Consider the following 25,155-nt stretch of genomic DNA (forward strand, 5'->3'; position numbering starts at 1 on the left):
CGGGCCGTTTTGTTTTACGGTTGTAACACGCCGAAATTATCCATCGCATATTTCACGCGCTCAGCCACACTCATACGTTTGATATCAGTGTCGGCCATTTTTTCTATTTTCCGTACCCGGGGTAATAAGCCTGCACCATTGGCAATCTGAATTGACAGACCTGGACGTGCATTTAATTCCAGCAGCAATGGCCCGCGCTTTTTATCCAATACAATGTCGGTTCCGATATAACCAAGGCCGGACATCTCATAGCAGGCAGCAGACAGATTCAGCAGTTTTTCCCAATGTGGCACTTGCAACTCGTACAGGTCGCGTCCTGTATCCGGATGATAGCGCATCGGACTATTGTATTGTACGGCCCGCAGTGCCTTACCGGTACGCAGACAAAGACCTACCCCGACAGCGCCTTGGTGCAGGTTTGCCTTACCATCCGACGATGCCGTGGATAGACGCATCATCGCCATTACAGGAAAGCCTTTGAAAATGATGACGCGGGTATCAGGCACACCTTCATAGGAGTAACCATCAAATACGTCGTCGAACATGATCAGGTCTTCAACCAGTACAAAGTCAGGTTTGCCGCCTAATGAGAACAAACCGGCCAGAATATTGGTGATATGGCGTTCCAGATCATTGGTGGTACAGCTACTGCCGTTGGGTTTGTAATACAGACCATCTGCATGGCGCATGATGACCAGAATACCTTTTCCCCCTGAGCCACGGGCTGGCTTGATACAAAAGCCCGGCCATTCTTTCACCATTTCAGCAATCTTGGTGACTTCATGCTGATGTTGTATGGTGCCGATCAATTTCGGCACCGTGACACCCGCATCGACGGCAATGCGTTTTGTTTTCAGTTTGTTATCGACCAATGGGTATAACGAGCGCGGATTATAGCGCCCGATATAACTGACATTGCGCTGGTTCATGCCCATGATGCCGAGCTTGCCCAGTTTGAATGGTGAGGTGTACTTCTCAAAAAACCACATGGCATTACTTCTTATGCAGTTCATCGGCTAATGGTTTGAAGCGTTTCAGCTCAGACAAACGATAGCCAGTGTAGTTACCCATCAGCAAGACAGTTGCCATGATGATCAGCTGTAACCCCAGGAAGTTAAAGGTCAGATGCTGGATCAGGCCGTTGTTCATGGCCAGATAGGCCATTATTGCGACCAGCAATGAGCCACCACCTTGTTTGAATACCTCTTTCGGGCCTTCTTCTTCCCACAGGATCGACATACGTTCGATAGTCCAGGAAAGAATGATCATCGGGAAGAAGGTAATTTTCATCCCCTGGGTAATGCCCAATTTATAGGTCAGTACCGACAGGCCACCGATAATACAGATAACGGTAATGATGATGGCCGAGATACGGGCGACCAGCAGCAGGTTCAGTTTCGATAGCCAGGAGCGGATCACTAAACCCACACCGACGATGCTGAGGAAGCCCAGCAGACCGGTTAATAACTGGGTCTGCAGGAATGCCACCGCGATCAGAACGGGCATGAACGTACCTGAGGTGCGCAAGCCACAGATAATCCGCAGGAAGACCACCACCATGACGCCGATCGGGATCAGCAGGATACCTTTAAACAGAGCCTGCTCTTCAACCGGTAACATATCTACCGAGAAATTCAGCAGTTCGGTATGTTCAAATTTGGCTTGTAGTGCCTTACTGACCGGAACCATTTTCTTGATGATCGAGAACGAAACCTGAGATTTACTGGCTCCGGTCACATCCAATAATGGTACGGAGTTGTATTCCCACAACAACAGGTTATCAGGACGCCCCTGAACACCGGTGACCGGGTCAAATAAATCATATTTATCACCGTTGAACACCTGAACGTAATCAACCAGTCGTTGACGACGGCGGCCATCTTCCAGATTCAAGGCACGAACCACGCGCGCAGGAATATCAGCCTGATTCAGGATTTCGACTAGCAGATAAGCCGGTTTTTTGTTCTGTTCCAGTAAGGCTGCATTCTGGGCCTGGATCTGAAACTCTTTGACGATTTCACGAGTCAGGGTAAAAGCATCGGCGGAACGACTTTTGGCTGCCGTCAGAATTTGATTGATGGCAAAGGCGATCGGCTGTTTTTCCAGCGACTTATCAATCGGCGGTATGGTTGTGGGTAAGGCTTTGGCATAAGGGTCGCTGAGCATATCCGCACGGTAGTAAAGCTCCTGATGTCCGGTTGCACTGCTGATAGACCATTCAGCGCGAGCCACCCCATCTTTGGTGACAAAAGAGAGACCATAACCTGGGCTTGCCGTATTTTCGCCGACACGCGTAAAGCCTTCTTGTGTGTCAGGAACAGCCAGTGACGCAATGACTGGGCCGCCATTGGCATCAAACTCGACTTTTGCTTCTGCTGACCAGACATTGCGGTATTCACCCGGCCACAAGGGAACATTGAAAGCCAAATGACGATATGCCACTAAAGCGAGCCCTATGATATAGAGCAGCGCGACAACAATATAAAACGGGCGGCGTGAGACCATGATAGTTACTGCTTATCCTTGTTGACATCGGAAGTCGTTGCAGCTGCTGAGCTGGCTTTAACGGGTTCAGCATCTGCCGGGAGGGCTGTTTTTACAGGTTCTTTACTCGGTTTTTTTAAATCAACGGTCGGCTTCACGTCTGAAACGGAATCATTTTTTGGTGTCTCTTTCTTCAGACTGCTGTCTGTTGCAGAGACTGCATTTCCTGATTCGTCTTTGACGGGTACTTTTTTGACCGTTAGAACTTTATCACCTTCTTTGACGGTGTTGGCCGCGTTGTTGGTTTTCGTTTCGGTTTCGCTTGCTTTCAGGTTTTTGACGACCTGGAGCTGTTTAGGTTTTGCTGAGGCTTGAACCGCATCAGCTACTTTAGGTTTGCCTTGCACGTTTTCACGGGCAACGTCGACAACGGCCACATCTTTCATGAATTCACGACCCAATAGTACCGGGAAATCCATATTGGAACGGTCGGTTAAACTGAAGTCAGCTTTCTCTGTTACTGAACCCAGACGAATGGTCATACGCACAATTGGACGATCTTCCAGACCATTTGCCTGACGGATACGAATGTATTTTACAAAGGGCACTTCAACATTGATTTCTTTGCCGCCATCGATTGGCATGATGAATTTAACCCAACGACGGCCTTCACGTTCAAACACGGTAACATCGTGGGCGCTGATGGAGGAGGTCGTGGCCCCGGTATCCACACGGCTCATAAAATTACCGTTGGCTTCTTCAACATAAATCCATTCCGTTTCGCCGAGGATCATCTTACCGTCAGGTGTGGTTTTACCTGGTTCGGCAGGGATACATGATTCAGCACTTTCTTTTTTGTTTGATTTTTTATATAGCGCAGGCTGTGAAACTGGGGTCAGTTGCTTGCCGAGTTGTTGCTGCAGATTCTTGATTTCATTCAGCTGTTTGGCTGTGTGGCCTTGCTGATCAAGTAACATGCTGAGGCGCGTATTCAGTTGATTGGTTGCATCCGCTTGTTGTTTTAACTGTTGAACTACTGCTTCGCAGCTGGCTCCGGTGGCCTCGTTGGCTAATACATATCCAGAGAACAGACTCAATGTGAGCAGGGATAAACCCGGTAATGCTTTCTTAATCATGGTATAGGTTCGATCTGGTTAACAAAAAATTGATGTAAGTTTATATCAGATAACAATCAGGGGACTAGTCTTCTGAGCCTCTGGTCGCAACAAAAACGGCGCGTTTGGGTGCCGGATAGCCTTCTATGGTCTTGGTCGGATCATCTGGCATCAGATATTGTGCCAGCGAATCGTTCCGCATCCACTCTGTTTTGCGTTGTTCATCGGTGGTGGTGACGGCTTCATCGACCATGCGGACATCCTGAAAGCCACATTTATTCAACCATTTGATCATCGCAGCTGGTGACGGCAGGAACCAGACATTATTCATCTGGGCATAACGATCATCCGGCACTAACACCGTATTTTCATCTCCATCGACAATCAGGGTTTCCAGAACCAGTTCTCCGCCATCACGGAGCTGGTCTTTTAACTGATAAATATGATCAATCGGTGAACGACGGTGATATAACACCCCCATCGAAAAGACGGTATCAAATGCTCGTAACGGTGGGAGCTCCTGAATGCCCAGAGGTAAAAAATGAACCTGAGGGTCATTTCCGCCTAACTGTTTTACGGCAGTAAATTGACAAAGGAAGAGGGCGGCGGGGTCAATCCCGACAGCCAGCTCGGCGCCTTCACCACGCATCCGCCACAGGTGATAACCGCTGCCACAGCCCACATCCAGCACATAACGGTTTTTGAGCGGGCTGATATGCGGCAGGACACGATCCCATTTCCAGTCGGAACGCCATTCGGTATCGATATGAATACCGAATAGATCGAAGGGGCCTTTGCGCCACGGATGAAAATGCTGCAACAGGTTTTCCAGTTTTTTGGTTTCACCGTCGCTTAACTCGCCAGCCTTACCGATTTCCACCCGATCTTTCAGATTAATGTGCGAGCTGGAGTAGTGTTCCAGCTTTGTGAGCACCCGTTGCCATTTCGGCAGGTTACCGTGACGTTCGCTGTTTTCCCAGGCATTCAGTTGGGCAGGCAGTGTGTGCAACCAATGACTGAGCCGACTTTTGGCGATCACTTGATAGAAGGAGGCAAAATCGATCATGCACTGGCGCCTTTATCTTTAATGGCAACGATGGAGCCAAAATTGAAACATTGAAACCAGAGATCAATATGCTCAAAACCGGCTTGCTGCAGGCGTTGTTTATGCGATTCCACGCTGTCAGCGCGTAGCACGTTTTCCAGCATGGTTCGCTTCTGGCTGATTTCCAGTTCGCTATAACCGTTGGCACGTTTGAAGTCGAGGTGCAGTTCGACCAGCAGATCACTGATTTCAGCATCCTCAAAACGGAATTTTTCACTGAGGATCAAGATGCCACCCGGCCGCAAACCGGTATAGATACGGCGAAGCAAGGTCAGGCGTTCTGCTGGTTCAATAAATTGCAGCGTAAAATTCAACACGACGACCGAGGCATTCTCAATGGCGACGTTTTGAATATCATCCTGCCGAATTTCAACCGGCACATGGCTTTTATAGGCCGCGAGATGCTGACGGCAACGTTCAACCATGGGGGCTGAATTATCGATACCGATGATCCGGCAATCGGTTGGCGTTACATTGCGACGCATCATCTGCGTGGCGGCACCCAGTGAGCAACCCAGATCGTACAGATTGGAACCCGGTTGGGCAAAGCGGGCAGTCATCATGCCGATGGCTGACAGGATATTGGAATAACCCGGTACAGAGCGCTGGATCATATCCGGGAAGACTTCGACGACTTTTTCATCGAAGCAGAAATCGCCCAGTTGATCGATCGGGGCGGCAAACAGTTGATCTTTCATGGTGAAAAAACCGGAGCAGAACAGAATGCGAAATTGCTGCGCATGTTAGCAGATATCCCGCCGGAGGTCAGTGTTATCCCATGACGTTCTCTAAGGTTATCGTTAAGATAGGCTATGACGTCTTGAAAGACAGGATCGGTTGTGGAACAGAATTCGACGCATTTTGATATCGCAGTGGTTGGTGGTGGCATGGTAGGCGCTGCTGCAGCCTGTCTGCTGGCTCAGCAAGGCTGGCAAATTGCGGTGATTGAGCAGGCGGAGCCAGAACCGTATGCACCGGAACAAGCCATGGATTTGCGGGTTTCAGCCATCAGCCCGGCCTCGGTGAGTTTATTGCAACAAGCTGGTGTCTGGGAGGCAATCACGGCCATGCGAGTGTGCGCCTACAAAGAACTGGCGACCTGGGAAATTGCGGGGCTGGAAACGCATTTTACCGCTCAGGAGGCGGGGATTGCCGAGCTGGGGTTTATTGTTGAGAACCGGTTGATCCAACTGGCGTTATGGCAGCAATTGCAACAGTTCCCCAATGTGCAGTTATTGTATCCGGCCCAGATCAGCGCGTTATCGCAACATGATACGCAGGCATCGCTTTCCTTAACTAATGGTCAGACAATCACGGCCTCCTGGTTGCTGGCGGCAGATGGTGCCCACTCTAAATTGCGTTCACTGGCCAACATTGGTATCACGCGCTGGGATTACCGACAGGACTGTCTCTTGATCAATGTGGATTTAGAGGCTGACGCGCCGGAAATTACCTGGCAGCAGTTTTATCCGGCTGGACCGCGCGCGTTCCTGCCACTGGCCGGGAAAAAGGGATCACTCGTTTGGTACGACACTCCGGCCCGTATTGCGCAGTTGGCTGCATTATCTCCGGCACAGCTTGAAAAAGAGGTCAGGCGGCATTTCCCGGCACAATTACCGGCTTGCAAGGTGACGCACAGCGGCTGTTTTCCACTGACGCGTCGTCATGCGCAGCACTATTATCAGCAGCGGGTGATTTTACTGGGTGATGCCGCACACACCATTCATCCGCTGGCCGGGCAAGGGGTGAATCTGGGATTTAAAGACGTCGCCTGTCTGGTCAAACTCTGGCAAAACGCCCGGCAAACAGCGCAGGGCTTTGGTTTGGCAGAGTTGAAAGAGTATGAACAGCAACGCCTGTGCGACAACACGATGATGCAGTCGGCGATGGATCTCTTTTATGCCGGATTCCGCGTGCAACATGCGCCCGTAAAAGTGCTGCGCAATCTGCTGCTGTTGGCTGCTGAAAACGCAGGCTGGCTGAAACAGAAAGCACTGCGTTATGCGTTAGGACTGTAATTCGGCAGCCACTCGTCGTTCCACCTCCAGAAATACGCTCAGGCTACGGGAGAGGTGTTTCTGTTTGTGGCGGATCAGGTAAAGCGGGCGCATCATGCGCCCCATTCCTTCGAGCTGCAAGGCGGCCACACGGCCGGTTTCCAGTTGCTCTTCGATCACGACTTTGGACAGGCAGCTGACGGTTTGGCTATGACTGACCGCGTGCTTGATCGCTTCGGAATTCCCGAGCTCCATGACCAGGTTGAGATGATGCAAGCGGGGCAAGAGTAACTGTTCGACGACTTCTCGGGTACCGGAACCACCTTCGCGCAAGATCCACTGACATTGCGCCAGCTGTTCTTCAGTCACGGTTTTTCCTGCCAGCGGATGATTGGCGGCGCTGAATAGCACCATTTCATCCTGTCGCCAGAGTTGACTCTCTAGCTCCATGCGATGACAAGGGCCTTCGATAAAACCAATGTCGACGTCGAAATTGGATACCGCCTCGGCGATATCGGCACTGTTGGCGACCCGTAATTCCAGTTGAATGCCTGGGAGTTGTTCACGATAACGGGCGATCACGGCAGGCAGCAGGTAATTGCCGATCGTGCTACTGGCCCCGATGCGTAACACGCTGCGCCCATCGGCAAACAGATTTTCCAGCTCTTGCGCCTGCTCTAGCAGCGCCTGTGCGCGAGGAAACAGCAGACGTGCATTTTCATTGACGATCAGGCGTTTTCCGGCGCGCTCGAATAATTGCACCCCGAGTTGATTTTCAAGATCAGCCAACGCACTGCTGACAGCAGATTGGGACAATGCCAGCTTTTCAGCGCCACGTGTCGTGGACTGTGTATCGATAACGGCCAGAAAGACCTCTAATTGACGCAGGGTAATATTCATACTGTTATCATTTTTTTGGATTGATTAGTTAAATATAATCATTTTTACTGATAAAAACATCTTATTGATGACAGATAAATAGCAAATCTACTTTCGCTGGCATGTTGTTGCAGGAATAGTTGACGCAAACAGTTAACCATTCCATTATCGATAATGTCAGGGTAATGGGTCTTCCAATCAAAGGAGATACAATGAAACTGTATTATTCGCCTGGTGCTTGCTCACAGGCTTCTCATATCGCATTGCGTGAAGCGGGTCTGGATTTTCAGTTAGAGAAAGTGGATTTACGTCAGAAACTGACGGCTTCTGGTGAAGATTACCGTAACATCAATCCGCTCGGTTATGTGCCAGCCTTACAATTGGATAACGGCGATGTGCTCACTGAAGGCCCAGCCATTATGCAGTTTATTGCCGATCAGGCCCCGGCTGCCCGGTTGCTGCCCGCCGAAGGCGCTGCTCGCTATCATGGCATTGGCTGGCTGAACTTTGTGGCGACTGAGTTACATAAAACCTGTTCGCCATTATTTGCACCGACGCTGACCGACGAACAGCGCAAACCGATCATCGACCGTGTTGCTACACGCCTGGATGCGTTAGAGAAACACTTCGCCACCAGCAGTTATTTATTAGGGGCACAGTTCAGTGTGGCCGATATCTATCTGTTTGTCGTGACTGGCTGGTTTGGTCGCTTGAATATTCCACTGAAAAAATGGCCTCACATCGAGCGTTTCCGCGAAGTCATGGCGGCCCGGCCTGCGGTGCAGGAAGCTCTGGAAGCTGAAGGTCTGATCTGATTTCATTCTGCGCCACAAGAAAGCCCGTCTGCGGGCTTTCTTCTATCCTTTCGTTTTTTCTCTTTAGCGTTTTTTCCCTTTAGCTTTCGATTTTTCTTTCTGTGATGGCTTTGGCACAATGCGGCTATTCAGAGTTATGGAGAGATATTTTGTCCCATCTGCCGATTGATGAGGTGTTACCGCAGATAGCCCAGGCTTGCCAGACATCTAATCAGCTGATCTTGCAGGCAGCGCCAGGCGCCGGTAAATCGACCGTGGTACCGCTCTTTTTGCTGCAACAGTTACCGGGCTCGGGTCGCCTGATCATGCTGGAACCCCGGCGTCTAGCGGCGCGTAATATTGCGCTGTATCTGGCGCAGCAACTCAATGAGCCGGTTGGACAGCGGGTGGGATATCGTGTGCGCGGGGAGCAGAAAGTCAGCGCAGCGACCCGGCTGGAGATTGTCACCGAAGGTATTTTGACGCGTATGCTGCAGCAAGACCCGGAGCTTTCGGGGGTTGATCTGCTGATCTTTGATGAGTTTCACGAGCGTAGTCTGCAGGCGGATACGGCCTTAGCCTTTGCGCTGGAAAGTCAGGCTGCCTTGCGACCCGATTTGAACATCGTGGTGATGTCCGCGACCCTGGATGGTTTGCCATTAGCGCAGTTAATGCCCGATGCCGTGATCTTGAACTGTCCGGGCCGAACCTATCCGATCACCTATCAATATCGTCCGGTGAACCGTCAACAAGCCTTGGTGCCCCAATGGGGCGCCGCGGTGCTGACGGCGCTACAAAATGAATCGGGCAGCGTGCTGGTCTTTTTACCCGGCGCGAGCGAAATTGAACGAATGGCGGAATGGCTGCAGACGCGACTCCCGGCGGACATCGCGATTTTACCGTTGTATGGCCGGTTACCTTTTGCCGAACAGCAACGCGCGATTTTGCCGTGCGAAGAAGGGCAACGAAAGGTCGTGCTGACCACTAATGTGGCGGAGACGTCATTGACGATTGAGGGGATCCACATTGTTGTCGATTCCGGTCTGGAGCGCCGCAGCAGTTTTGACCTGAAAAGCGGGGTGACCCGCTTAGAAACCCGCCAGATAGCCAAGGCTTCAGCTACACAACGTGCAGGTCGGGCTGGGCGTCTTGGTCCGGGCGTCTGTTATCGGCTCTGGAATGAAGAGCAGCAAAGCCGCTTGGATGAACAGTCACCACCGGAAATTCTGCGCAGTGATCTGTCGTCTTTGTTGCTGGAAACAGCATTATGGGGATGTGCCCCGGAAACCTTACCTTTTCTGGATAAGCCTCCCGCTGCTGCGCTGGCGGCTGGGCGACAGTTATTACGTTGGCTGGAAATTTTTGATGACCAAGATCGTCTGACAGCAAAAGGCCAGCAACAGGCCTTATTACCTTGTGAACCACGCCTGGGGCATCTGTTGTTCAGTGCCAAAGAGCTGGAATTGCAAGGCTATCAGGGCGCAGTAGCGACGGCCTGTTATCTGGTGGCTTTACTGGAAGAGCGCGTGCTGGGGGATGACCCCGTTTCAGTGCAATTGCAGCGCTTTAGTCAGCGGCTACGTCCGGCGGCACAACGCTGGTGGCAGCGCATGAAGATGGCGGGAGCGCTGCCTTCCTGTTCTTGCGCGCAGGTTGATATTCTGGCGGCACTGGCCTGGCCGGATCGGATTGCCCGCAAAAGCGGTGAATTACGGTATCAACTGGCAAATGGTCAACGGGCCGATTTGTCGCCCGATCACCCCTGTCAGGGCCAGGAATGGCTGGTGGCTGTGTCGCTGCAGCAGAGCGAACAGGGACTGCGTATTTTCACTGCGGAATCACTGGATGTGGCGATGCTGGAAAAAACCGCCTCGCGCTTATTTCGCGAAGAAACCAGTTTGGGCTGGGACAGCAAAGAGGAGCGGGTCAGAGCAGAAAAACAATACTGTCTGGGTGCGATTGTGTTAAGGCGCCAGCCCCTAACCACGCTCACGGCAGAACAAAAAGCCCAATGTCTGCTGGCCGGGATACGTGTTCATGGTCTGGGTTGTTTACCGTGGAGCGAACAGAGTGAACAATGGTTGCAACGCTGGCAATGTGCGGTGGAATGGCTCCCTGAACTCGGGCTGCCTGCCATCGATGACGCCACTCTGTTAGCAACATTAGAGGAGTGGTTGTTGCCACATCTTGATGGCGTCTCGCGTCTGGATGAGTTAAAACGTCTGCCGTTGCTGACGATTTTAAAAAATCGCCTGACCTGGTCGCAGCAGCAACAACTGGATGAATTACTGCCGGTCTGTTTTACTGCACCGACTGGCAGTCAGATCACCTTATGCTATGAGGCGGGGCGTTCACCGGTGCTGGCGGTTCGTATTCAGGAAATGTTCGGTCAGCGAGAAACGCCCACGGTTGCACAAGGGCGTATTGCACTGCAGATTGAACTGTTGTCACCAGCCCGACGCCCGTTGCAAATCACGCAGGATTTACTGGCGTTCTGGCAGGGGGCCTATAACGACGTAAAGAAAGAGGGGAAGGGTCGTTATCCCAAACATTACTGGCCTGATGATCCGCTGCAGGCTATGCCTACCAAAACTGTTAAACGATTAATGTAACAGGAATTATTATCTCGTGGCTAAGAAACCAAAAAAGAATACCGCGCCGGTTTATCCTTTCTGGCACTGGCGTCGCTGGATTGGACTGGCAATCAAACTGGGCTTGGTCGGCATCGCCTTCATGGTGTTGTTCGGCATTTATCTCGATAGTCTGATCCACAGCAAATTTGATACAGGGCAGAAATGGCAACTGCCTGCAGTGGTTTACAGTCGGCCGCTGGAATTATTCCCCGAACAGCGTTTGTCGCTGAAACAGATGCTGCATGAACTCAAGCTGCTGAATTACCGTGAAAGCCCGAATCCGAAAGGCCCGGGACAGTATGCCGTCAACGGCCAGCGCATGGTGGTGATCCGTCGCTCATTCAGTTTCGCTGATGGGATGGAAAAGGCGCGGCCACTGCTGCTGACCTTCAACGGCCAGCGTTTGGTCAACATCAAGAGTGCAGACAACCTGCACGATCTGGCCTATGTGCGCATGGATCCGGTGTTGTTGGATCGTCTCAGCAATGATGAGATGGAAGATCGTATCCTGCTGCATATCAATCAGGTGCCCCAGTCTTTTATCAACATGCTGCTGCTAGTGGAAGATCGTGATTTCTATACGCATGGCGGTGTGTCTCTGCTCTCGATTGGCCGTGCTTTTCTGGCGAACCTGCGTGCCGGCCATGCGGTTCAGGGGGGAAGTACGCTGACCCAACAGTTGGCGAAAAATTACTTCCTGACCCGAGAACGCAGTATCTGGCGTAAGGTTCAGGAAGCTTACATGGCGGTGATCATTGATTACCGTTATGACAAAAATCAGATCCTCGAAACTTACATGAACGAGATTTATCTCGGCCAGAATTTCGCGCAGGGGGTCTATGGATTTGGTCTGGCTTCCTATTTCTACTTTGGGATGCCATTGAATGAGCTGGAACCGGATCAGATGGCGCTGCTGGTGACCATGGTTCGTGGGCCTTCTTACTATGATCCGTGGCGTTATCCGGAACGGGCACAGCAGCGACGGGATATGATCCTGCGGCTGATGCTGGACAATAATCAGCTGTCACCAGATCAATACCAGACCTATCTGGCCCGTCCGCTCGGATTGCTGGAACGCGGTCAGATGACGTTTGGCCGCACCCCGGCCTTCATGAGTCTGCTCCGCCGCGAATTACGTCAGCGCTTTGGTGATGCCTTCCTGAAACAGTCCGGGCTGAAAATTTTTACTAGTTTGGATCCGGTCGCGCAACAGGCAGCCGAGGAGGCCGTGGCATCACAACTGGATAACATTGAGACACGGACGAAACACAAAGGCTTGCAAGGGGCCATGGTGGTGACCAATCGTCACTCCGGGGAAGTGTCTGCACTGGTTGGCGGTCGGGATGCCAACTATGCCGGTTTGAACCGGGCCTTGGATGCGCGTCGTCCGATTGGTTCACAGGTGAAACCGGCAGTCTATCTGACTGCGCTGGATCAGGGCTTCCACCTGGCGACGCCGTTGAAAGATGAACCTTTGGAGTTGCGTAATCAGGGCGGGAAAGTCTGGGCACCACAGAACTACGACCGGACTTTCCGAGGCAATGTCCCTTTATACGCGGCGATGGCTAATTCCCTGAACGTGCCGACGGTCCGTCTGGGCATGGCGGTCGGCATTCCGGCGGTGGCCGAAACGTTGAAGAAAATGGGAGTGACGCAGGAGATCCCGATGTTCCCTTCCTTGTTCCTCGGCATTCTGGAACTCTCACCGTATGAAGTGAATCAGGCATTCCTGACACTGGCAACGGAAGGGTTATATCAGCCGCTGACCGCCATTCGTACGATTCTGGACAGTAATGATAAAGTGATTTATCAGCGGGCCGAGAAGGCGGAACGCAGGCTGGATAGCCAGTCTGCTTATTTGACCCTGTTTACCATGACGAAAGTAGCCAGCGTAGGTACGGCAAAGGTGTTGGCGTCGCAATTCCCTGGTGTGGTGCTGGCCGGTAAGACCGGTACCACGGATAACCTGCGTGATGCCTGGTTTACCGGTATGGATAACGATGAATTGATCACGACCTGGGTTGGCCGTGACGATAACCAGCCGGCCGGATTAACCGGTGCGAACGGTGCGTTACCCTTGTTCAGTGACTATATGAAACGTCGTGGTGTGAATTCACTGCGTCTGCCGGTGCCACAGGGTATTTCCATGGTGAACTTCAATATCGAAGGTAAACCGGTTGCCGGTGGATGCGGCGGGGCCATGATGTTGCCTGCTCGCACCGATAAATTACCACCGGCAGAAGCGTGCACCACCACACCGGTGGATTGGCTCAAACACATCTTCTCCAGCGGGGAATAAGCGGTTGGATGGATGCGCCGCATAAGGCGGCGCATTCTCAGCTGATGAGTGGGTGACCAGTCATGTGAGGCTAGCCCAGCATATCTTTCCGTACCTTGTCTGCGGTCTCCTGTCCTTGCAAGGCAGCCAGAATGGCCAATGCAAAATCAAGGCTGGTGGCCGGGCCCTGGCTAGTGATGAGTTTATGGGCCTTATCTATTACAACTCGCTCCTGACTGACCTGACCTGCGGGGAGTTGGCTTTGTGTGCCCGGATACCCGGTGACTTTGGCCGTACCGATCAAATCATGATGTGCCAGTACAAAGGCGGGAGAGGCGCAAATGGCCGCCCGCCACAACGCTTGTGCCTGCTGTTTTTTCAAAAGTTCAATGACTAACGGGTTATCACGTAAATATTCCGCGCCGGGAATACCGCCGGGTAAGACCAGCACATCAAATGTTTCGTGTGCGACCTCTTCCAGTAAATGATCGGCGACCAGATGAACACCGCGTGAGGCGACTACATCCCGTTGTTTATTGGGATTGATGGATGCCACCGTCACTTTGACATTGCCCCGGACCAGCGTATCGATGCTGGTCACCGTTTCAATTTCTTCGCAACCCGGAGCGATAATTACCAGTGCTCTTTTACTCATTAGCGTATCCTCACTAAGTGGTGAATGTTGACTCTAATTTTTTGATTTTAAGATATAAATCCTGATGCAGTGGCAGTTTAATACCGATTTTTTCTGCCTGTTGCAGCAGATAGCCGGTGATATAGTCAATCTCGGTTTTACGCTGATGCGCGAGATCCTGCTGCATGGAGGAATAGTTCTGTGCGGTCTGTTCTGCCACCTTAAAAATCACCTCACACCATGCCGTGACCGGCTCGGTAAAACTCTCGGCAATCAGCAAAGGATGCAACTCTTCACACAGCGCGTTCACTTCAGCCTGGTGCTCCGACAACATCCCATTGGGTTGATTATAGAGGGCCGTGAGCGGGTTGATGATGGCGTTGACTACCAGTTTTCGCCATTGCCGTTCGCGGATCTGATCACTCCAGGCGGCATGGCCCAGTGCATTTGCCAGCGGCGGGATTAGTGATTGGTAGTGCGTTCCAGCTTCATTCAGCGCGCCAAGCCAGGTTTCGCCCAGGCCGGTATGCTTGATGTGATGGGGATCTTTTTTGAAAGCCCCGCAGCTGGTGACGCCGGTTAAGAGCGGGTTTTGAGGAAAGTGCGTCAGCAGCCATTCCTCGGGGCCCATGCCATTATGCAGCAGCACGATCGGGCATGAATGGGGGAGTTTGCCAACCAGCGCCTCCAGCGCCGGGATCACCTGCCAGACTTTCGTCGTCACCAACAGCAGCGTAAGGTCGGAGACAGCCTGATGACTGATGCAGGGCAGTTCACACATGCAGAAAGAGCCATCCAACAGTTCCAGCATCATCGGATGCGAGGCGTGTTGCCGGGCGCATCGGGTATCCAGCAGATTCACATCTTGTCCGGTGCGTAGCAGATGAGTGGCAAACAAGGAGCCAATCGCTCCGGCACCCAGGATCGTCCATTGCATAAGCAGGTTAACTCGCTGTCGTATTTAACAATAATAATAGGATGCTAACCGAGATCCGCTCGCTTTAGCAGGGGATTACCTTCATTCAGACTCGGATTTCTGCTAAATTTAGCGGCAATTTGTAATCAGGAGAATCCTCTATGCCGTCTTTTGACATTGTATCTGAAGTCGCGATGAACGAAATTCAGAACGCGGTAGAAAATGCGAACCGCGAAATCCAGAGCCGCTTTGATTTTCGTGGCGTTGATGCCTCCTTTGAATTGAACAAAGAAGAGATCAAAATGGGCGCGGATGCGGATTTCCAACTGAAACAGATGATCGATATTCTGCGGGACAAAGTGACCAAGCGCGGTATTGATATCAACTGTCTGGATGTTGGCGAGGTGGAACATTCCGGTAAGCGTTACTTCCAGGTGATCAAACTGAAGCAGGGCATTGAAACGGATGTGGCCAAGAAACTGATCAAAATGATCAAGGATGCCAAAATCAAAGTGCAAACCGCTATTCAGGGTGATGAAGTGCGGGTAACGGGCAAAAAGCGTGACGATTTGCAGGAAGCGATTGCGTTGATTCGTCAGGCTGAGTTGGGTCAGTCCTTCCAGTTTACCAATTTCCGGGATTAATGCCCCGGCGATAAAAACCTAGCCTCCTGAGTGCAAGTGCCTCCGGAGGCTTTATTTTTAGGGAGCCGTCATGCCGCAACTGCACTGGTCGCAACAACTGTTTACCCGCCGTATGCTGATTTGTGTGTTTACCGGGTTCAGTTCTGGCCTGCCGCTTTATCTGCTGCTGAATTTGATCCCCGCCTGGTTGAAAACAGAACAGATTGACCTGAAGGCGATAGGTTTACTGTCGCTGGTACAGTTTCCCTATACCTGGAAATTTATCTGGTCGCCGTTGATGGATCGTTTTCCGATTTTAGGATTGGGGCGGCGTCGCGGCTGGATGTTGGTTTCTCAGTTGGCTTTAGTGCTGGCGATCGGTCTGATGGGGTTTCTGTCGCCCCAAACCTCCTTGTGGAGCATTGCCTATCTGGCGCTGGGCATTGCCTTTTTCAGTGCCAGCCAAGATATCGTGCTCGATGCCTATCGCCGTGAAATTCTCAGTGATCGGGAGTTGGGGCTAGGCAATTCGGTGCATGTGAATGCCTATCGCATTGCCGGGTTGGTGCCGGGCTCATTGTCATTGATTCTGGCCGATCACTTGCCATGGCACTGGGTTTTCCCGATCACGGCCTTGTTTATGTTGCCGGGGCTGATGCTGACACTGCTGTGTCAGGAGCCGGTGGCTGTCCGCTCACCGCGTACTTTACGAGAGGCGGTCATTGAACCTTTTCATGAGTTTATCCAGCGTCAGGGTGTACAAAATGCCTTACTCATTCTGGCCTTTATCTTTCTGTATAAGCTCGGTGACAGCATGGCTACTTCGCTGGCAACCCCGTTTTATCAGGATATTGGATTTAGTAAAACCGAGATTGGTCTGATTGCAAAACATGCCGGACTCTGGCCGAGCGTCATCGGTGGCATGCTGGGTGGGATCTGGATGCTGCGCTTAGGGATCAACCGTGCACTCTGGTTGTTTGGGCTGGTACAGATACTGGCGATCTTCGGATTTTATTTTCTGGCCGGAATAGGGCACGACCGTATGGCGCTGGCGGGTGTAATTGGTTTTGAGGCATTTGGTGTCGGTATTGGTACTGCTGCTTTCACCGCGTTTATTGCCCGGACAACCGATCCTCGTTATACCGCCACGCAATTTGCTTTATTTACCAGCTTGGCAGCTGTTCCCCGTACTTTCTTCAATGCCAGTACCGGCTGGCTGGTCGAATCGTTCGGGTGGCAGCATTTCTTCCTGCTATGTGCGGTACTGGCGATCCCCGGTATGTTGTTGCTGCTGAAAGTGGCGCCGTGGCAAGCAGAGGCGAATCGGGAATAAAAAACCGGCAAGGTTTCCCCTACCGGTTTGATTCATGCAAAACGTGCTATTAATTCAGACGTGTGACCTTGGTGATCACGATAGGGTCTGTCGGAACATCACTGGCCCGTAATTTTGGATCTACCGTAGTGGGTTCATCCGCAATTTTTTCCAGTACATCCATACCGGAAACCACGGTGCCGAATACGGTATATCCCGGTTGCACATTGGCGTCTAATGACAGGTTGTCATTCAGATTAAAATAGAACTGGCGGGTCGCACTGTTCGGATCGCTCATCCGCGCCATCGCCAAGGTGCCACGGCGGTTTGACAAACCATTATTCGATTCGTTTTCTACCGGGTTGTGGGTAGGTAATGGCGTGAAATCTGAGTTATAGCCACCACCTTGCGCCACGAAACCCGGGATCACACGATGAAACAGCGAATGGTTGTAGCTGCCGTCATCGACATAACTCAGGAAGTTAGCCACCGTTTTAGGTGCCTTATCGGCTTCCAGTTCAACAACAATGTTACCAAGATTGGTTTGCATTTCTACACGCGGACCGCTTGCCCAGACGAAACCAGGCAGTAACGCAGCCAGCAGTGCCAAGGTCTGACACTTCATTAAAATTGTCCTTTAATAGCACCGCGGATCTGATTATCAGCCAGAGCCTGAGACAGGATCTCAGAGAGCTGTTCGTTCAGCAGCACCTCAAGATCGTGTATATCCGGACGGGTTACACTGTCTTGGGATGAAGAGCGGTTATATTCTTTATTCAGAATATTCCCGTTGTTGGTGATCGTCAGTTTAATGCGGCTTTTGGCATTGGAATTAAACATCAGGCCGGGTTTGGTCAGTGTGGCCTGTAACTCCTCGATCACGACATTGACCGTAATATTGGACTGTGAACCACGGGCAATACCTTGTTGCAGAAAACCATCCTGCAGACGCTCGGCTAACAGTTGCTGTGGTGCGATCTGATTCGGGACCAATGTCACCGGGCTGTCAGGCAGCGCAATTTTGATGATCTGACTACCGGCTCGTTCATCTTTACCATCCACGCTGATATCGATCCCTGGCTGATAGAGACCATCCAGCTGATCATCCACGACCGGATTCAGATTGGCTTTTTGCGGCCAGGATGCAGCACAACCCACAAACAGGATGGCGCTGAGGAGTAGCATTATCTTTTTCATGGAAGCTCCTATCGGTTTATGGTTCGTAAAATAACAAATTTACTGTTGCTGGCAATACATTCTGCACCGCCAAACAGACGTTTTAACTTAATGTGATAATTTAAATGCCGATTGCCGACAATCCAGAGTTCGCCGCCCCGTTTCAGGCAGCGTTTGGCATCTTTAAACATCTGCCAGGCAATTTCATCGGTGATGGTTTGCAGTTGATGGAAGGGCGGATTACACAGGATCAGATCGACGCTGTGACTCTCAATGCCACTCAGCGAATGGCTGGCGCGAAACTGACAGCGCGCCAGATCCTGCGGACGGTTTTGCGCCACATTTTGCTGACTGGAAGCGACCGCCATAAAGGACTCATCCAGAAAACATAATTCGGCTTCCGGGTTATATTCCAGTGCCATCAGGCCCAACACCCCATTGCCACAACCGAGATCGATCATCACCCCTTTTTTCTGTCTCGGCAGATTTTGCAGCATGAAGCGGGCACCGATATCCAACGAGGCACGGGAAAACACATTGGCATGGTTGGTAATCTGATAAGAACTGTTCTCTAATGGCCAAACCGTCGGATACGGGTTGGCGATGGGCGCCTTCTCTTCAACGTCGGCATAAATCAATCGTGCCTTTTTCCAGGCCAGCGAGGTGGTGGTTTTACCGAAGATTTGCTCAAACAACGCCAGCGTGGAGTTGTGTATCTCTTTGGCTTTGCCCGCTGCAATAATCCGCGTTTGCGGCGTCACTACATCGCGCAGACGTAACAACTGATATTCCAGCATCGCCAGAGTTTTCGGCACTTTAATGATCACCAGCGACGGAGCTTCGGGTAATGGCGCCAGTACATCCTGCAAATGCAGTTGCTGTTCATCCAGTTCGTTGCTTTGCCAGTTACGCCGGGTTGCCTCCTGACTGAGGAAGGAATCGCTGATCGCGACGGGCTGATAATCGGCCAGTCCGCAGGCGAGTGCGCCGAAACTGTCATTGAGGATCAGAATCGGCCCTTGTTCTGTGGCGGCTTTTAATTGCTCGGCGGTCAGTTCCCGTAACAGATATTCATCAGCCGCATCCCAGGCTTGCAGGTTGGGATCGGTCGTAGAAGGATAACGATGCAGCGTTAAACTGCGTGTTTCCAGCGTCAACAAAGTCATGTGGCTTCCATCTCATCAAATTGGCGCTATTCTACCTGTCATCATCTCTGAGACCAAACAAGCGGAGCAGAAAATGCCATTGGAACGCCAATTGCTGCCGGATGCGGAGTTAGACTGGCAGGCCGATTTTCTGTCGCCGGACGAAGCCGAACGCTGGTATCAGTGCCTCTTGCAACGAGTGGCATGGCAACAACTGCCGATCCGGATGTTTGGTCAGGTTCATTTACAGCCTAGGCTTATCTGCTGGTATGGCGAAGCCAGTTACACCTATTCCCGTCTGACATTACCGGCGACGGCCTGGCCTGACTGGTTTCTGCCGTTAAAACAGAAAGTGGAGCAGGCTGTGGGGGCTCGTTTTAATGGCGTCTTGCTGAATTACTACCGGAATGGGCAAGACTCGATGGGCTGGCACAGTGATGATGAGCCTGAACTGGGTGAAAATCCGCTGATTGCTTCGCTGAGTCTCGGCGCTACCCGCCGGTTTAGCCTGAAGCATAAACATGAACCACTCAAACAGACCGTGCAGCTGACAAATGGTAGCCTGTTGGTCATGGGCGGCCGCATGCAACATCACTGGTTGCATGCACTACCTAAAATGGCCCGGGTTCATGACGGACGGATCAATCTGACATTCCGCCAGATCCTCACCGATTCTTGATCGGGTCTGTCTGTTGGTTACATGAGGATCTCGCTGAAGCGGTGCGTCAGTTCCTGCTGCACCTCAGAGATCACGCTTTGCCAGTCGCCGAGCATCGGTTGGCGAAATAAGCGGGCTGAACGATACCAGGGCGTGTCGGCGCGTTCTGTCAGCCAGCGCCAGTCATTGTTATAAGCCAGCAAAATCCAGACTTCTTTCCCCAGCGCGCCGGCCAGATGTGCGACGGCTGAATCCACGGTGATGACCAGATCCAGTTCCGCAATAATCGCGGCCGTGTCCATAAAATCCTGAATGGCACGGTCAGGATATCGAACCTGTAATTCCGACAATGAATGCTTCATGGCCGGTGTGACCGGATGTTGCAGACATACAAATTCTGCGAAGGGAAAGGTCAGCAAGGTCTGGAAAAGGGGCAACGGAATAGAGCGAGCGCGATCATTATGATGATGCGGGTTGCCGGCATAGACAAAGCCGATTTGCGGCAAAGCTGTGACATGCGCAAGGGGGGCCTTATTGCGTTTTGTTGTCGCGATTTTGAGGTAGCTTTGTTCATTCGGGATGGTGTTGAGCGTCGTAGCAAATGCACGCGGCAAACTCATCAGCGAACATTGCCAGTCATGTGCCGGTAATGGCTCACCCCGGGCGATGAGCTGTTCTACTCCTGGTAACTGGGCTAACAGACGACATAACGCGGGTTGAACCTCCAGTATCACGCGGGCACCACGTTGGATCACCAGTGACACATAGCGACAGAATTGGATCGTGTCGCCATAACCCTGTTCGGCATAGAGTAAAATGGTCTGCCCGGCGAGAAAGGGTTCGCCTTGCCACTGTGGTGTCTGCCATTGGCGTTGCAGTGATTGCAGAACTGGCCATTGGAAACGCGATTCATATAATTGCCAGCCGAGCAGCAGATTGCCCTGGATCAGTTGGCAATGGGCTCTGTTCCAGTTGATTTCCACCATATCTGGGGCCAGTGCCAGTGCCTGCTGGAAATCGTCTTCCGCATCTTCAAACTGGTGCAGCTCATAGAGCATCATGCCATGGGTATTCAGTGCGCTGGCAAAATGGGGTCGGATCTGCAAGGCTCGCCACAGGCAACTGAACGCGAGCCAGTGCCGTTGCATGTCGCGCAATACAATGGCGCAATCGTGCCAGAGATCGGCATTATCCGGTGATAACATCAGCCCTTTGCGATAGCATCGCAACGCCTGACCGAGCTTGCGTTGTTGCAGGAAGATGCCTCCCATGCCGTGCCAGGCGGTCACATGGTCAGGGTGCTGTTCGGTCAGTTGCTGATAATGATGGAGCGATTGTTCATATTTGCCCTGTTTTTCCAGGCTCACCGCAAGATTAAAGCGGGCATCCAGATGTTCCGGCTCTTGTTGTAACCCTTGCTGATACCATATCTGGGCAGCGTCATATCGCTTTAAGTCATCGAGGATCACGCCACAATTATTGGCTGCATCGGCCGATTGCGGCTGGCGTTCGGCGACCCGCTCAAAACAAGACAAGGCCTCGTCATAACGTTGTAAATGGCGCAGGATCAACCCTTGTTCGGTGAGACAGTCATTGCTATCCGGCGCATATAAAAGTGCCTGTTCAATATAATGTAACGCCTGATGATACAACCCGGTCTGCACCAATGTTTTGGCCATTTCCCGCCAGCCGATGACATCGGTCGGGTAGTGTTGCAGCAACAGACCAAACAGTTCCAGCGCTGCTGCTGCCTGATCGTGTTGACGATAAGAGAGCCCGAGATTGAGCAGTGCATCTTTGTGATCAGGCTTGAATAGTAAAACCTGCAACCAACAGTCATTCGCTTCGGTTTGTCGTTGCAAATGTTGCAATACAACGCCGCGATTATTCCAGGCGGCGCACATCGTTGGCACCAGCGCGATGGCTTTATCAAAGCAGGCCAAAGCGGAGGTGTAATCTCCGTTGGCCATTAACACCAAGCCTTGATCGGATAACAGATCGCTGTCATCGGGTGATAACTGTTGTGCTTGTTGCAACAGATAAGCGGCTTCGGCATAGCGCTGCTGCTGATAAAGGGAAATACCAAATAAATGCAGTGCAGTTGCGTGCTGAGGATTTTGTTGCAGTATGCTGATGTAACAGGCTTGCGCATCTGCGAGCTGACCCTGCTCATGCAGCCATTGTCCTTGTAACAGATATTGCTCTGGTGTGGTTAAACCAGTCGGTGTTGTGAGCATAATGACGATCGGTCGAGCTAATGGTCAGCATCGTCACTAAGCAGGCAATGTTGACCCAAATTGAGTGTGATCACTATAACGAGCAACGGATCCACCCAACCAGCCAACAGGGTGCAAAGATTAAATAATGATCGTTAAGATTTGTAAGTGTTGATAAGTGTTATCAACAAGCTGGGTCATCCGTAGAATTTCAGCCATGACACCGGTTGACTATAACCTTGTTCTCTGTCGGGTTGTTTGTCGTGGTGTAATCGTTATGCTGTTGCGCTTTAAACTCTTTTCGGAGGATAACTATGTCAATTCAACAATTTATTGAACAAACCTTACAACAGGGGTTGAAACCCGACTGGTTGTCTGTAACAAACGAAAGCTATTTGCATCGTTCCAGCAGCCCAGATGCGGAAAGTCACTTCAAAGTGGTGGTTGTCAGCACGGTTTTTGATGGTGAACGTCTGATTGCGCGTCATCGCCGAGTCAATGCGTTGTTGGCGCAAGCCTTGCAAAATGGCGTACATGCGCTGGCGTTACATACGTACACCCCAACAGAGTGGCTGGCGCGAGGCGAACAATTACCTGAATCAACCCAGTGCGCCGGACATTAAAATTAACGGACGGCAGGAGGAGTAGTATGTCGTTGAATAAACGTGCAATTATCATATTCGCACTGACCTTGTTGTGGGGATGTGACAAACCGCCAACAGAACGACCGATGCTGGAAATACACGGCCGCACGATGGGCACTTTCTATGGCGTGAAGGTGGTGGGTGATTTTCCTGGTGGTGAACAGGCATTACAGTCGCAGGTCGACGGTTTGTTGAAACACTACAATGATGAAATTTCGACATACGATCCAAACTCGTCATTATCCAAATTCAATCAATTTAACTCGACACAGCCGTTCCCCATTTCCCAAGACATGGCCGACATTGTAATCAGCAGCGTTCGGGTAGGTGAACGTACACATGGCGTGTTGGATGTTACCGTGGGGCCTTTGGTGAATCTGTGGGGGTTCGGACCTGACAAACGGCCGATTAAAACCCCGACCGATGCACAGATTGCCGCCGCCCGAGTCAAGGTGGGGATCAAGCGTTTGCATGTGGATGTGAGTTCTGACCACGCCACGATGCGTAAAGATCAGCCGGATATGTACGTTGACCTGTCGACCGTCGGTGAAGGATTTGGGGCCGATAAGGTGGCTGATTTCCTGGAATCCCGTGGCGTACACAATTATCTGGTTGAAATTGCCGGTGCGTCCCGCAGCCGGGGGCTCAATGCGAAAGGTGAACCGTGGCGTCTGGCGATCCAGAAACCGACCGATGAAATTGAAGAGGTACAGGCGATTGTGCAACCGGATGGCCGGGCTATCAGTACCTCCGGCAGTTATCGGAATTATTATGAACTGGATGGCAAACGCTATTCCCACATTATCGACCCGGTCACGGGCAAACCGATCACGCATAAATTAGTTTCGGCGACAGTGATCACGCCGACCGCACTGGAGGCCGATGGTCTGGATACGGCGCTGATGGTGATGGGGCCGGAAAAAGCACTCGCATTCGCGAAAGAACAACATCTGGCGGTGTACCTGATCAGTAAAACCGACCAAGGGTTTAAAGCCGAATACACCGATGCCTTTAAACCGTATCTGGTGAAATAAAACCATCCGACAGGGGGCTTTAAGCTCCCTGTTTTCTACATTATTCCTAGTTGCCCGATTTTTCAGGCGTGACCTGTTTCGCCAGATTGAGAAACTGACGCATACCGTCCTGATCCAGAAAACCATCCGGCCGTTTATGCGAACGTAAAAACTGATAACCGGAAACCATGGCGACCAATTTTTCTAATTCGCTGTCGGTGATGGGTTTATTCATGACTTCTTCATAACTCATCTTCAATGCCTCGGCATCAACGACCTCCGCCTGACGGTAAAGGTAACCGCATCCGGTGGATAAATACTCCAGCGAACAATTGGCGCGCATGGCAATTTGATTGGCTTTCAGCAGACCGGGCTCACTGCCTTTTAAATATTTACGGATCAAGGCCTCGTTCAAATCGACGCGACGGGCAAATCCGCTGATACTTTCTTCACCAATGAGTTCGGCTAACCGTGCGGCAAAGCTCATAAATTCGTACCTTAGTTCGTGAAAAGAGTGATGCTGCATTGTAGTCGGAAGCCGACCTCTTTAGCATGCGATCATTACAACAAAGTATTACAACAAAAACAGGCGGAAAGATTCATGATTTCACGTGTAGAAGCAGCACCGAACGGCTTTCAGTTATCCGAATTTATTCAAGGCTACTGGCGACTGGCTGACTGGCAGATGTCACCCGTTCAGCGGCTGGATTTTTTGAAACAACACCTCGAACTGGGCATTACATCGATTGACCATGCCGATATTTATGGCAATTACAGTTGCGAACAACTGTTTGGCGAGGCGCTGGCGCTGGAACCAGCTCTGCGTCAGCAGCTGGAGATCGTCAGCAAATGTGATATCAAATTGCTGTCCGATAAATATCCGCAGCGCACCGTGAAGCATTATGACACCTCTGCCGCGCACATTGTGGCCTCGGTTGAAGCCTCGTTGACGCATCTGGGAACAGACTACCTGGATCTGTTGCTGATCCATCGTCCTGACCCGTTGATGAATGCCGATGAGGTGGCTGAGGCATTTACCCGTCTGCAGGCCAGCGGTAAAGTTCGCCATTTCGGTGTTTCCAATTTCACGCCTTATCAGTTTGACTTATTGCAATCCCGCCTGGATTTTTCGTTGGTGACGAATCAGGTGGAGGTCAACCCGATCAATCTGTTTGCGCTGCATGATGGCACGCTGGATCAAATGCAGATGAAGCGGATCCGCCCCATGATCTGGTCTGCCTTGGGCGGAGGTGCGATCTTCACATCACAAACGGAACAGGCGCATCGTTTACGCACGGTATTGAGCAACATCAGCGAAGAGCTGGGCGGTGCCGGTTTGGATCAGGTGATTTACGCTTGGTTGCTGAAACTGCCATGCCAGCCATTACCTATTATTGGCTCTGGCAATATCGATCGGGTGCGAGCTGCCGTGGCCGCCAAGGAACTGAGCCTGACGCGCGAGCAATGGTTCCAGATCTGGGAAGCGTCTCAAGGGCACGAGGTCGCTTGATCCTCTGACTTGCAGTCCGTCGG

23 protein-coding genes are annotated in these 25,155 nt (G+C 51.6%); 10 read left to right on the forward strand and 13 right to left on the reverse strand.

Annotated features, from left to right (window positions below; translation table 11 throughout):
- Positions 1-14: 14 nt before the first annotated feature.
- From H027_RS0112035 to cmoA, 5 genes are all read right to left on the reverse strand, one after another.
- Complete coding sequence (locus H027_RS0112035) at positions 15-989, reverse strand: alpha-L-glutamate ligase-like protein (protein WP_024872708.1); 975 nt, start codon at positions 987-989, stop codon at positions 15-17.
- Between the two features lie 4 nt (positions 990-993).
- Positions 994-2,505, reverse strand: coding sequence for an inactive transglutaminase family protein (locus H027_RS0112040; RefSeq protein ID WP_024872709.1), 1,512 nt, complete (start codon positions 2,503-2,505; stop codon positions 994-996).
- Between the two features lie 5 nt (positions 2,506-2,510).
- Complete coding sequence (locus tag H027_RS17815) at positions 2,511-3,620, reverse strand: ATP-dependent zinc protease family protein (RefSeq protein WP_024872710.1); 1,110 nt, start codon at positions 3,618-3,620, stop codon at positions 2,511-2,513.
- A gap of 64 nt (positions 3,621-3,684) precedes the next feature.
- Positions 3,685-4,665 carry a tRNA 5-methoxyuridine(34)/uridine 5-oxyacetic acid(34) synthase CmoB gene (gene cmoB / locus H027_RS0112050; protein ID WP_024872711.1) on the reverse strand — a complete coding sequence of 327 codons (981 nt, stop codon included), beginning with the start codon at positions 4,663-4,665 and terminating at the stop codon, positions 3,685-3,687.
- Positions 4,662-5,402, reverse strand: a complete 741-nt coding sequence (cmoA, locus tag H027_RS0112055; RefSeq protein WP_024872712.1) for a carboxy-S-adenosyl-L-methionine synthase CmoA — start codon at positions 5,400-5,402, stop codon at positions 4,662-4,664. The genes cmoB and cmoA overlap by 4 nt, the downstream gene beginning before the upstream one ends.
- Positions 5,403-5,543: 141 nt before the next feature.
- Here cmoA and H027_RS0112060 point away from each other — a divergent pair, with 141 nt between their 5' ends.
- Positions 5,544-6,722, forward strand: coding sequence for an FAD-dependent oxidoreductase (locus H027_RS0112060; RefSeq protein ID WP_024872713.1), 1,179 nt, complete (start codon positions 5,544-5,546; stop codon positions 6,720-6,722).
- On the opposite strand, the gene H027_RS0112065 is transcribed toward H027_RS0112060, so the two are convergent.
- A complete protein-coding gene (locus H027_RS0112065) occupies positions 6,711-7,601 on the reverse strand; it encodes a LysR family transcriptional regulator (protein ID WP_024872714.1) in 891 nt (296 codons plus the stop codon). The two genes, H027_RS0112060 and H027_RS0112065, sit on opposite strands and share 12 nt — an antisense overlap.
- Before the next feature lie 191 nt (positions 7,602-7,792).
- Here H027_RS0112065 and gstA point away from each other — a divergent pair, with 191 nt between their 5' ends.
- The 3 genes from gstA to mrcB all read left to right on the forward strand — a co-directional run bounded on the left by gstA (position 7,793) and on the right by mrcB (position 13,306).
- Entirely contained in the window at positions 7,793-8,395 is a 603-nt protein-coding gene (gstA, locus tag H027_RS0112070) for a glutathione transferase GstA (protein ID WP_024872715.1), read from the forward strand.
- Between the two features lie 149 nt (positions 8,396-8,544).
- Positions 8,545-10,986, forward strand: a complete 2,442-nt coding sequence (gene hrpB / locus H027_RS0112075; RefSeq protein WP_024872716.1) for an ATP-dependent helicase HrpB — start codon at positions 8,545-8,547, stop codon at positions 10,984-10,986.
- A 16-nt stretch (positions 10,987-11,002) separates the two neighbouring features.
- Entirely contained in the window at positions 11,003-13,306 is a 2,304-nt protein-coding gene (gene mrcB / locus H027_RS0112080; RefSeq protein ID WP_024872717.1) for a penicillin-binding protein 1B, read from the forward strand.
- Positions 13,307-13,376: 70 nt separating this feature from the next.
- Here mrcB and H027_RS0112085 read toward each other — a convergent pair whose 3' ends face one another.
- On the reverse strand, positions 13,377-13,940 hold the full coding sequence (locus tag H027_RS0112085; protein WP_024872718.1) for a DJ-1 family glyoxalase III: 564 nt from the start codon (positions 13,938-13,940) through the stop codon (positions 13,377-13,379).
- A 13-nt stretch (positions 13,941-13,953) separates the two neighbouring features.
- Positions 13,954-14,856, reverse strand: a complete 903-nt coding sequence (locus H027_RS0112090) for a ketopantoate reductase family protein (RefSeq protein WP_024872719.1) — start codon at positions 14,854-14,856, stop codon at positions 13,954-13,956.
- Between the two features lie 140 nt (positions 14,857-14,996).
- On the opposite strand from H027_RS0112090, the gene H027_RS0112095 reads away from it, so the two are divergent.
- Positions 14,997-15,479, forward strand: coding sequence for a YajQ family cyclic di-GMP-binding protein (locus H027_RS0112095; protein WP_024872720.1), 483 nt, complete (start codon positions 14,997-14,999; stop codon positions 15,477-15,479).
- A gap of 70 nt (positions 15,480-15,549) precedes the next feature.
- Positions 15,550-16,791: an AmpG family muropeptide MFS transporter gene (locus tag H027_RS0112100; RefSeq protein WP_024872721.1), complete on the forward strand. Its 1,242-nt coding sequence runs from the start codon at positions 15,550-15,552 to the stop codon at positions 16,789-16,791.
- Between the two features lie 49 nt (positions 16,792-16,840).
- Here the strand turns inward: H027_RS0112100 and H027_RS0112105 are convergent, their stop codons facing one another.
- The 3 genes from H027_RS0112105 to H027_RS0112115 are packed head-to-tail and all read right to left on the reverse strand — an operon-like array spanning position 16,841 to position 19,112.
- Entirely contained in the window at positions 16,841-17,395 is a 555-nt protein-coding gene (locus H027_RS0112105) for a peptidylprolyl isomerase (RefSeq protein ID WP_024872722.1), read from the reverse strand.
- Positions 17,395-17,967, reverse strand: a complete 573-nt coding sequence (locus H027_RS18420; protein ID WP_024872723.1) for a YajG family lipoprotein — start codon at positions 17,965-17,967, stop codon at positions 17,395-17,397. The genes H027_RS0112105 and H027_RS18420 overlap by 1 nt, the downstream gene beginning before the upstream one ends.
- Before the next feature lie 8 nt (positions 17,968-17,975).
- Positions 17,976-19,112, reverse strand: a complete 1,137-nt coding sequence (locus tag H027_RS0112115) for a methyltransferase (RefSeq protein ID WP_024872724.1) — start codon at positions 19,110-19,112, stop codon at positions 17,976-17,978.
- A 73-nt stretch (positions 19,113-19,185) separates the two neighbouring features.
- Here H027_RS0112115 and H027_RS0112120 point away from each other — a divergent pair, with 73 nt between their 5' ends.
- Entirely contained in the window at positions 19,186-19,770 is a 585-nt protein-coding gene (locus tag H027_RS0112120) for an alpha-ketoglutarate-dependent dioxygenase AlkB family protein (RefSeq protein ID WP_038149812.1), read from the forward strand.
- Positions 19,771-19,787: 17 nt separating this feature from the next.
- On the opposite strand, the gene H027_RS0112125 is transcribed toward H027_RS0112120, so the two are convergent.
- Entirely contained in the window at positions 19,788-21,986 is a 2,199-nt protein-coding gene (locus tag H027_RS0112125; protein WP_024872726.1) for a tetratricopeptide repeat protein, read from the reverse strand.
- Between the two features lie 293 nt (positions 21,987-22,279).
- Here H027_RS0112125 and H027_RS0112130 point away from each other — a divergent pair, with 293 nt between their 5' ends.
- A complete protein-coding gene (locus tag H027_RS0112130) occupies positions 22,280-22,588 on the forward strand; it encodes a BolA family protein (protein WP_024872727.1) in 309 nt (102 codons plus the stop codon).
- Between the two features lie 26 nt (positions 22,589-22,614).
- Positions 22,615-23,643, forward strand: coding sequence for an FAD:protein FMN transferase (locus tag H027_RS0112135; protein ID WP_024872728.1), 1,029 nt, complete (start codon positions 22,615-22,617; stop codon positions 23,641-23,643).
- A 46-nt stretch (positions 23,644-23,689) separates the two neighbouring features.
- Here the strand turns inward: H027_RS0112135 and H027_RS0112140 are convergent, their stop codons facing one another.
- Positions 23,690-24,109, reverse strand: a complete 420-nt coding sequence (locus H027_RS0112140; protein WP_024872729.1) for a hypothetical protein — start codon at positions 24,107-24,109, stop codon at positions 23,690-23,692.
- Positions 24,110-24,223: 114 nt separating this feature from the next.
- Between H027_RS0112140 and H027_RS0112145 the strand changes: the two genes are divergently transcribed.
- A complete protein-coding gene (locus H027_RS0112145) occupies positions 24,224-25,132 on the forward strand; it encodes an aldo/keto reductase (RefSeq protein WP_024872730.1) in 909 nt (302 codons plus the stop codon).
- Positions 25,133-25,155: the final 23 nt, after the last annotated feature.

The sequence above is a fragment of the Tolumonas lignilytica genome, from assembly GCF_000527035.1.
Classification (GTDB): Bacteria; Pseudomonadota; Gammaproteobacteria; order Enterobacterales; family Aeromonadaceae; genus Tolumonas; species Tolumonas lignilytica.

What these genes read in the sequence shown, in the direction of transcription:
- H027_RS0112035 (WP_024872708.1), bottom strand. Translation starts at nt 989, where the DNA reads ATGTGGTTTTTTGAGAAGTACACCTCACCATTCAAACTGGGCAAGCTC.
- H027_RS0112130 (WP_024872727.1), top strand. Translation starts at nt 22,280, where the DNA reads ATGTCAATTCAACAATTTATTGAACAAACCTTACAACAGGGGTTGAAA.
- H027_RS0112125 (WP_024872726.1), bottom strand. Translation starts at nt 21,986, where the DNA reads ATGCTCACAACACCGACTGGTTTAACCACACCAGAGCAATATCTGTTA.
- H027_RS0112135 (WP_024872728.1), top strand. Translation starts at nt 22,615, where the DNA reads ATGTCGTTGAATAAACGTGCAATTATCATATTCGCACTGACCTTGTTG.
- H027_RS0112115 (WP_024872724.1), bottom strand. Translation starts at nt 19,112, where the DNA reads ATGACTTTGTTGACGCTGGAAACACGCAGTTTAACGCTGCATCGTTAT.
- H027_RS17815 (WP_024872710.1), bottom strand. Translation starts at nt 3,620, where the DNA reads ATGATTAAGAAAGCATTACCGGGTTTATCCCTGCTCACATTGAGTCTG.
- cmoA (WP_024872712.1), bottom strand. Translation starts at nt 5,402, where the DNA reads ATGAAAGATCAACTGTTTGCCGCCCCGATCGATCAACTGGGCGATTTC.
- cmoB (WP_024872711.1), bottom strand. Translation starts at nt 4,665, where the DNA reads ATGATCGATTTTGCCTCCTTCTATCAAGTGATCGCCAAAAGTCGGCTC.
- H027_RS0112120 (WP_038149812.1), top strand. Translation starts at nt 19,186, where the DNA reads ATGCCATTGGAACGCCAATTGCTGCCGGATGCGGAGTTAGACTGGCAG.
- H027_RS0112085 (WP_024872718.1), bottom strand. Translation starts at nt 13,940, where the DNA reads ATGAGTAAAAGAGCACTGGTAATTATCGCTCCGGGTTGCGAAGAAATT.
- H027_RS18420 (WP_024872723.1), bottom strand. Translation starts at nt 17,967, where the DNA reads ATGAAAAAGATAATGCTACTCCTCAGCGCCATCCTGTTTGTGGGTTGT.
- H027_RS0112095 (WP_024872720.1), top strand. Translation starts at nt 14,997, where the DNA reads ATGCCGTCTTTTGACATTGTATCTGAAGTCGCGATGAACGAAATTCAG.
- H027_RS0112090 (WP_024872719.1), bottom strand. Translation starts at nt 14,856, where the DNA reads ATGCAATGGACGATCCTGGGTGCCGGAGCGATTGGCTCCTTGTTTGCC.
- H027_RS0112140 (WP_024872729.1), bottom strand. Translation starts at nt 24,109, where the DNA reads ATGAGCTTTGCCGCACGGTTAGCCGAACTCATTGGTGAAGAAAGTATC.
- H027_RS0112105 (WP_024872722.1), bottom strand. Translation starts at nt 17,395, where the DNA reads ATGAAGTGTCAGACCTTGGCACTGCTGGCTGCGTTACTGCCTGGTTTC.
- H027_RS0112065 (WP_024872714.1), bottom strand. Translation starts at nt 7,601, where the DNA reads ATGAATATTACCCTGCGTCAATTAGAGGTCTTTCTGGCCGTTATCGAT.
- H027_RS0112040 (WP_024872709.1), bottom strand. Translation starts at nt 2,505, where the DNA reads ATGGTCTCACGCCGCCCGTTTTATATTGTTGTCGCGCTGCTCTATATC.
- H027_RS0112100 (WP_024872721.1), top strand. Translation starts at nt 15,550, where the DNA reads ATGCCGCAACTGCACTGGTCGCAACAACTGTTTACCCGCCGTATGCTG.
- gstA (WP_024872715.1), top strand. Translation starts at nt 7,793, where the DNA reads ATGAAACTGTATTATTCGCCTGGTGCTTGCTCACAGGCTTCTCATATC.
- H027_RS0112145 (WP_024872730.1), top strand. Translation starts at nt 24,224, where the DNA reads ATGATTTCACGTGTAGAAGCAGCACCGAACGGCTTTCAGTTATCCGAA.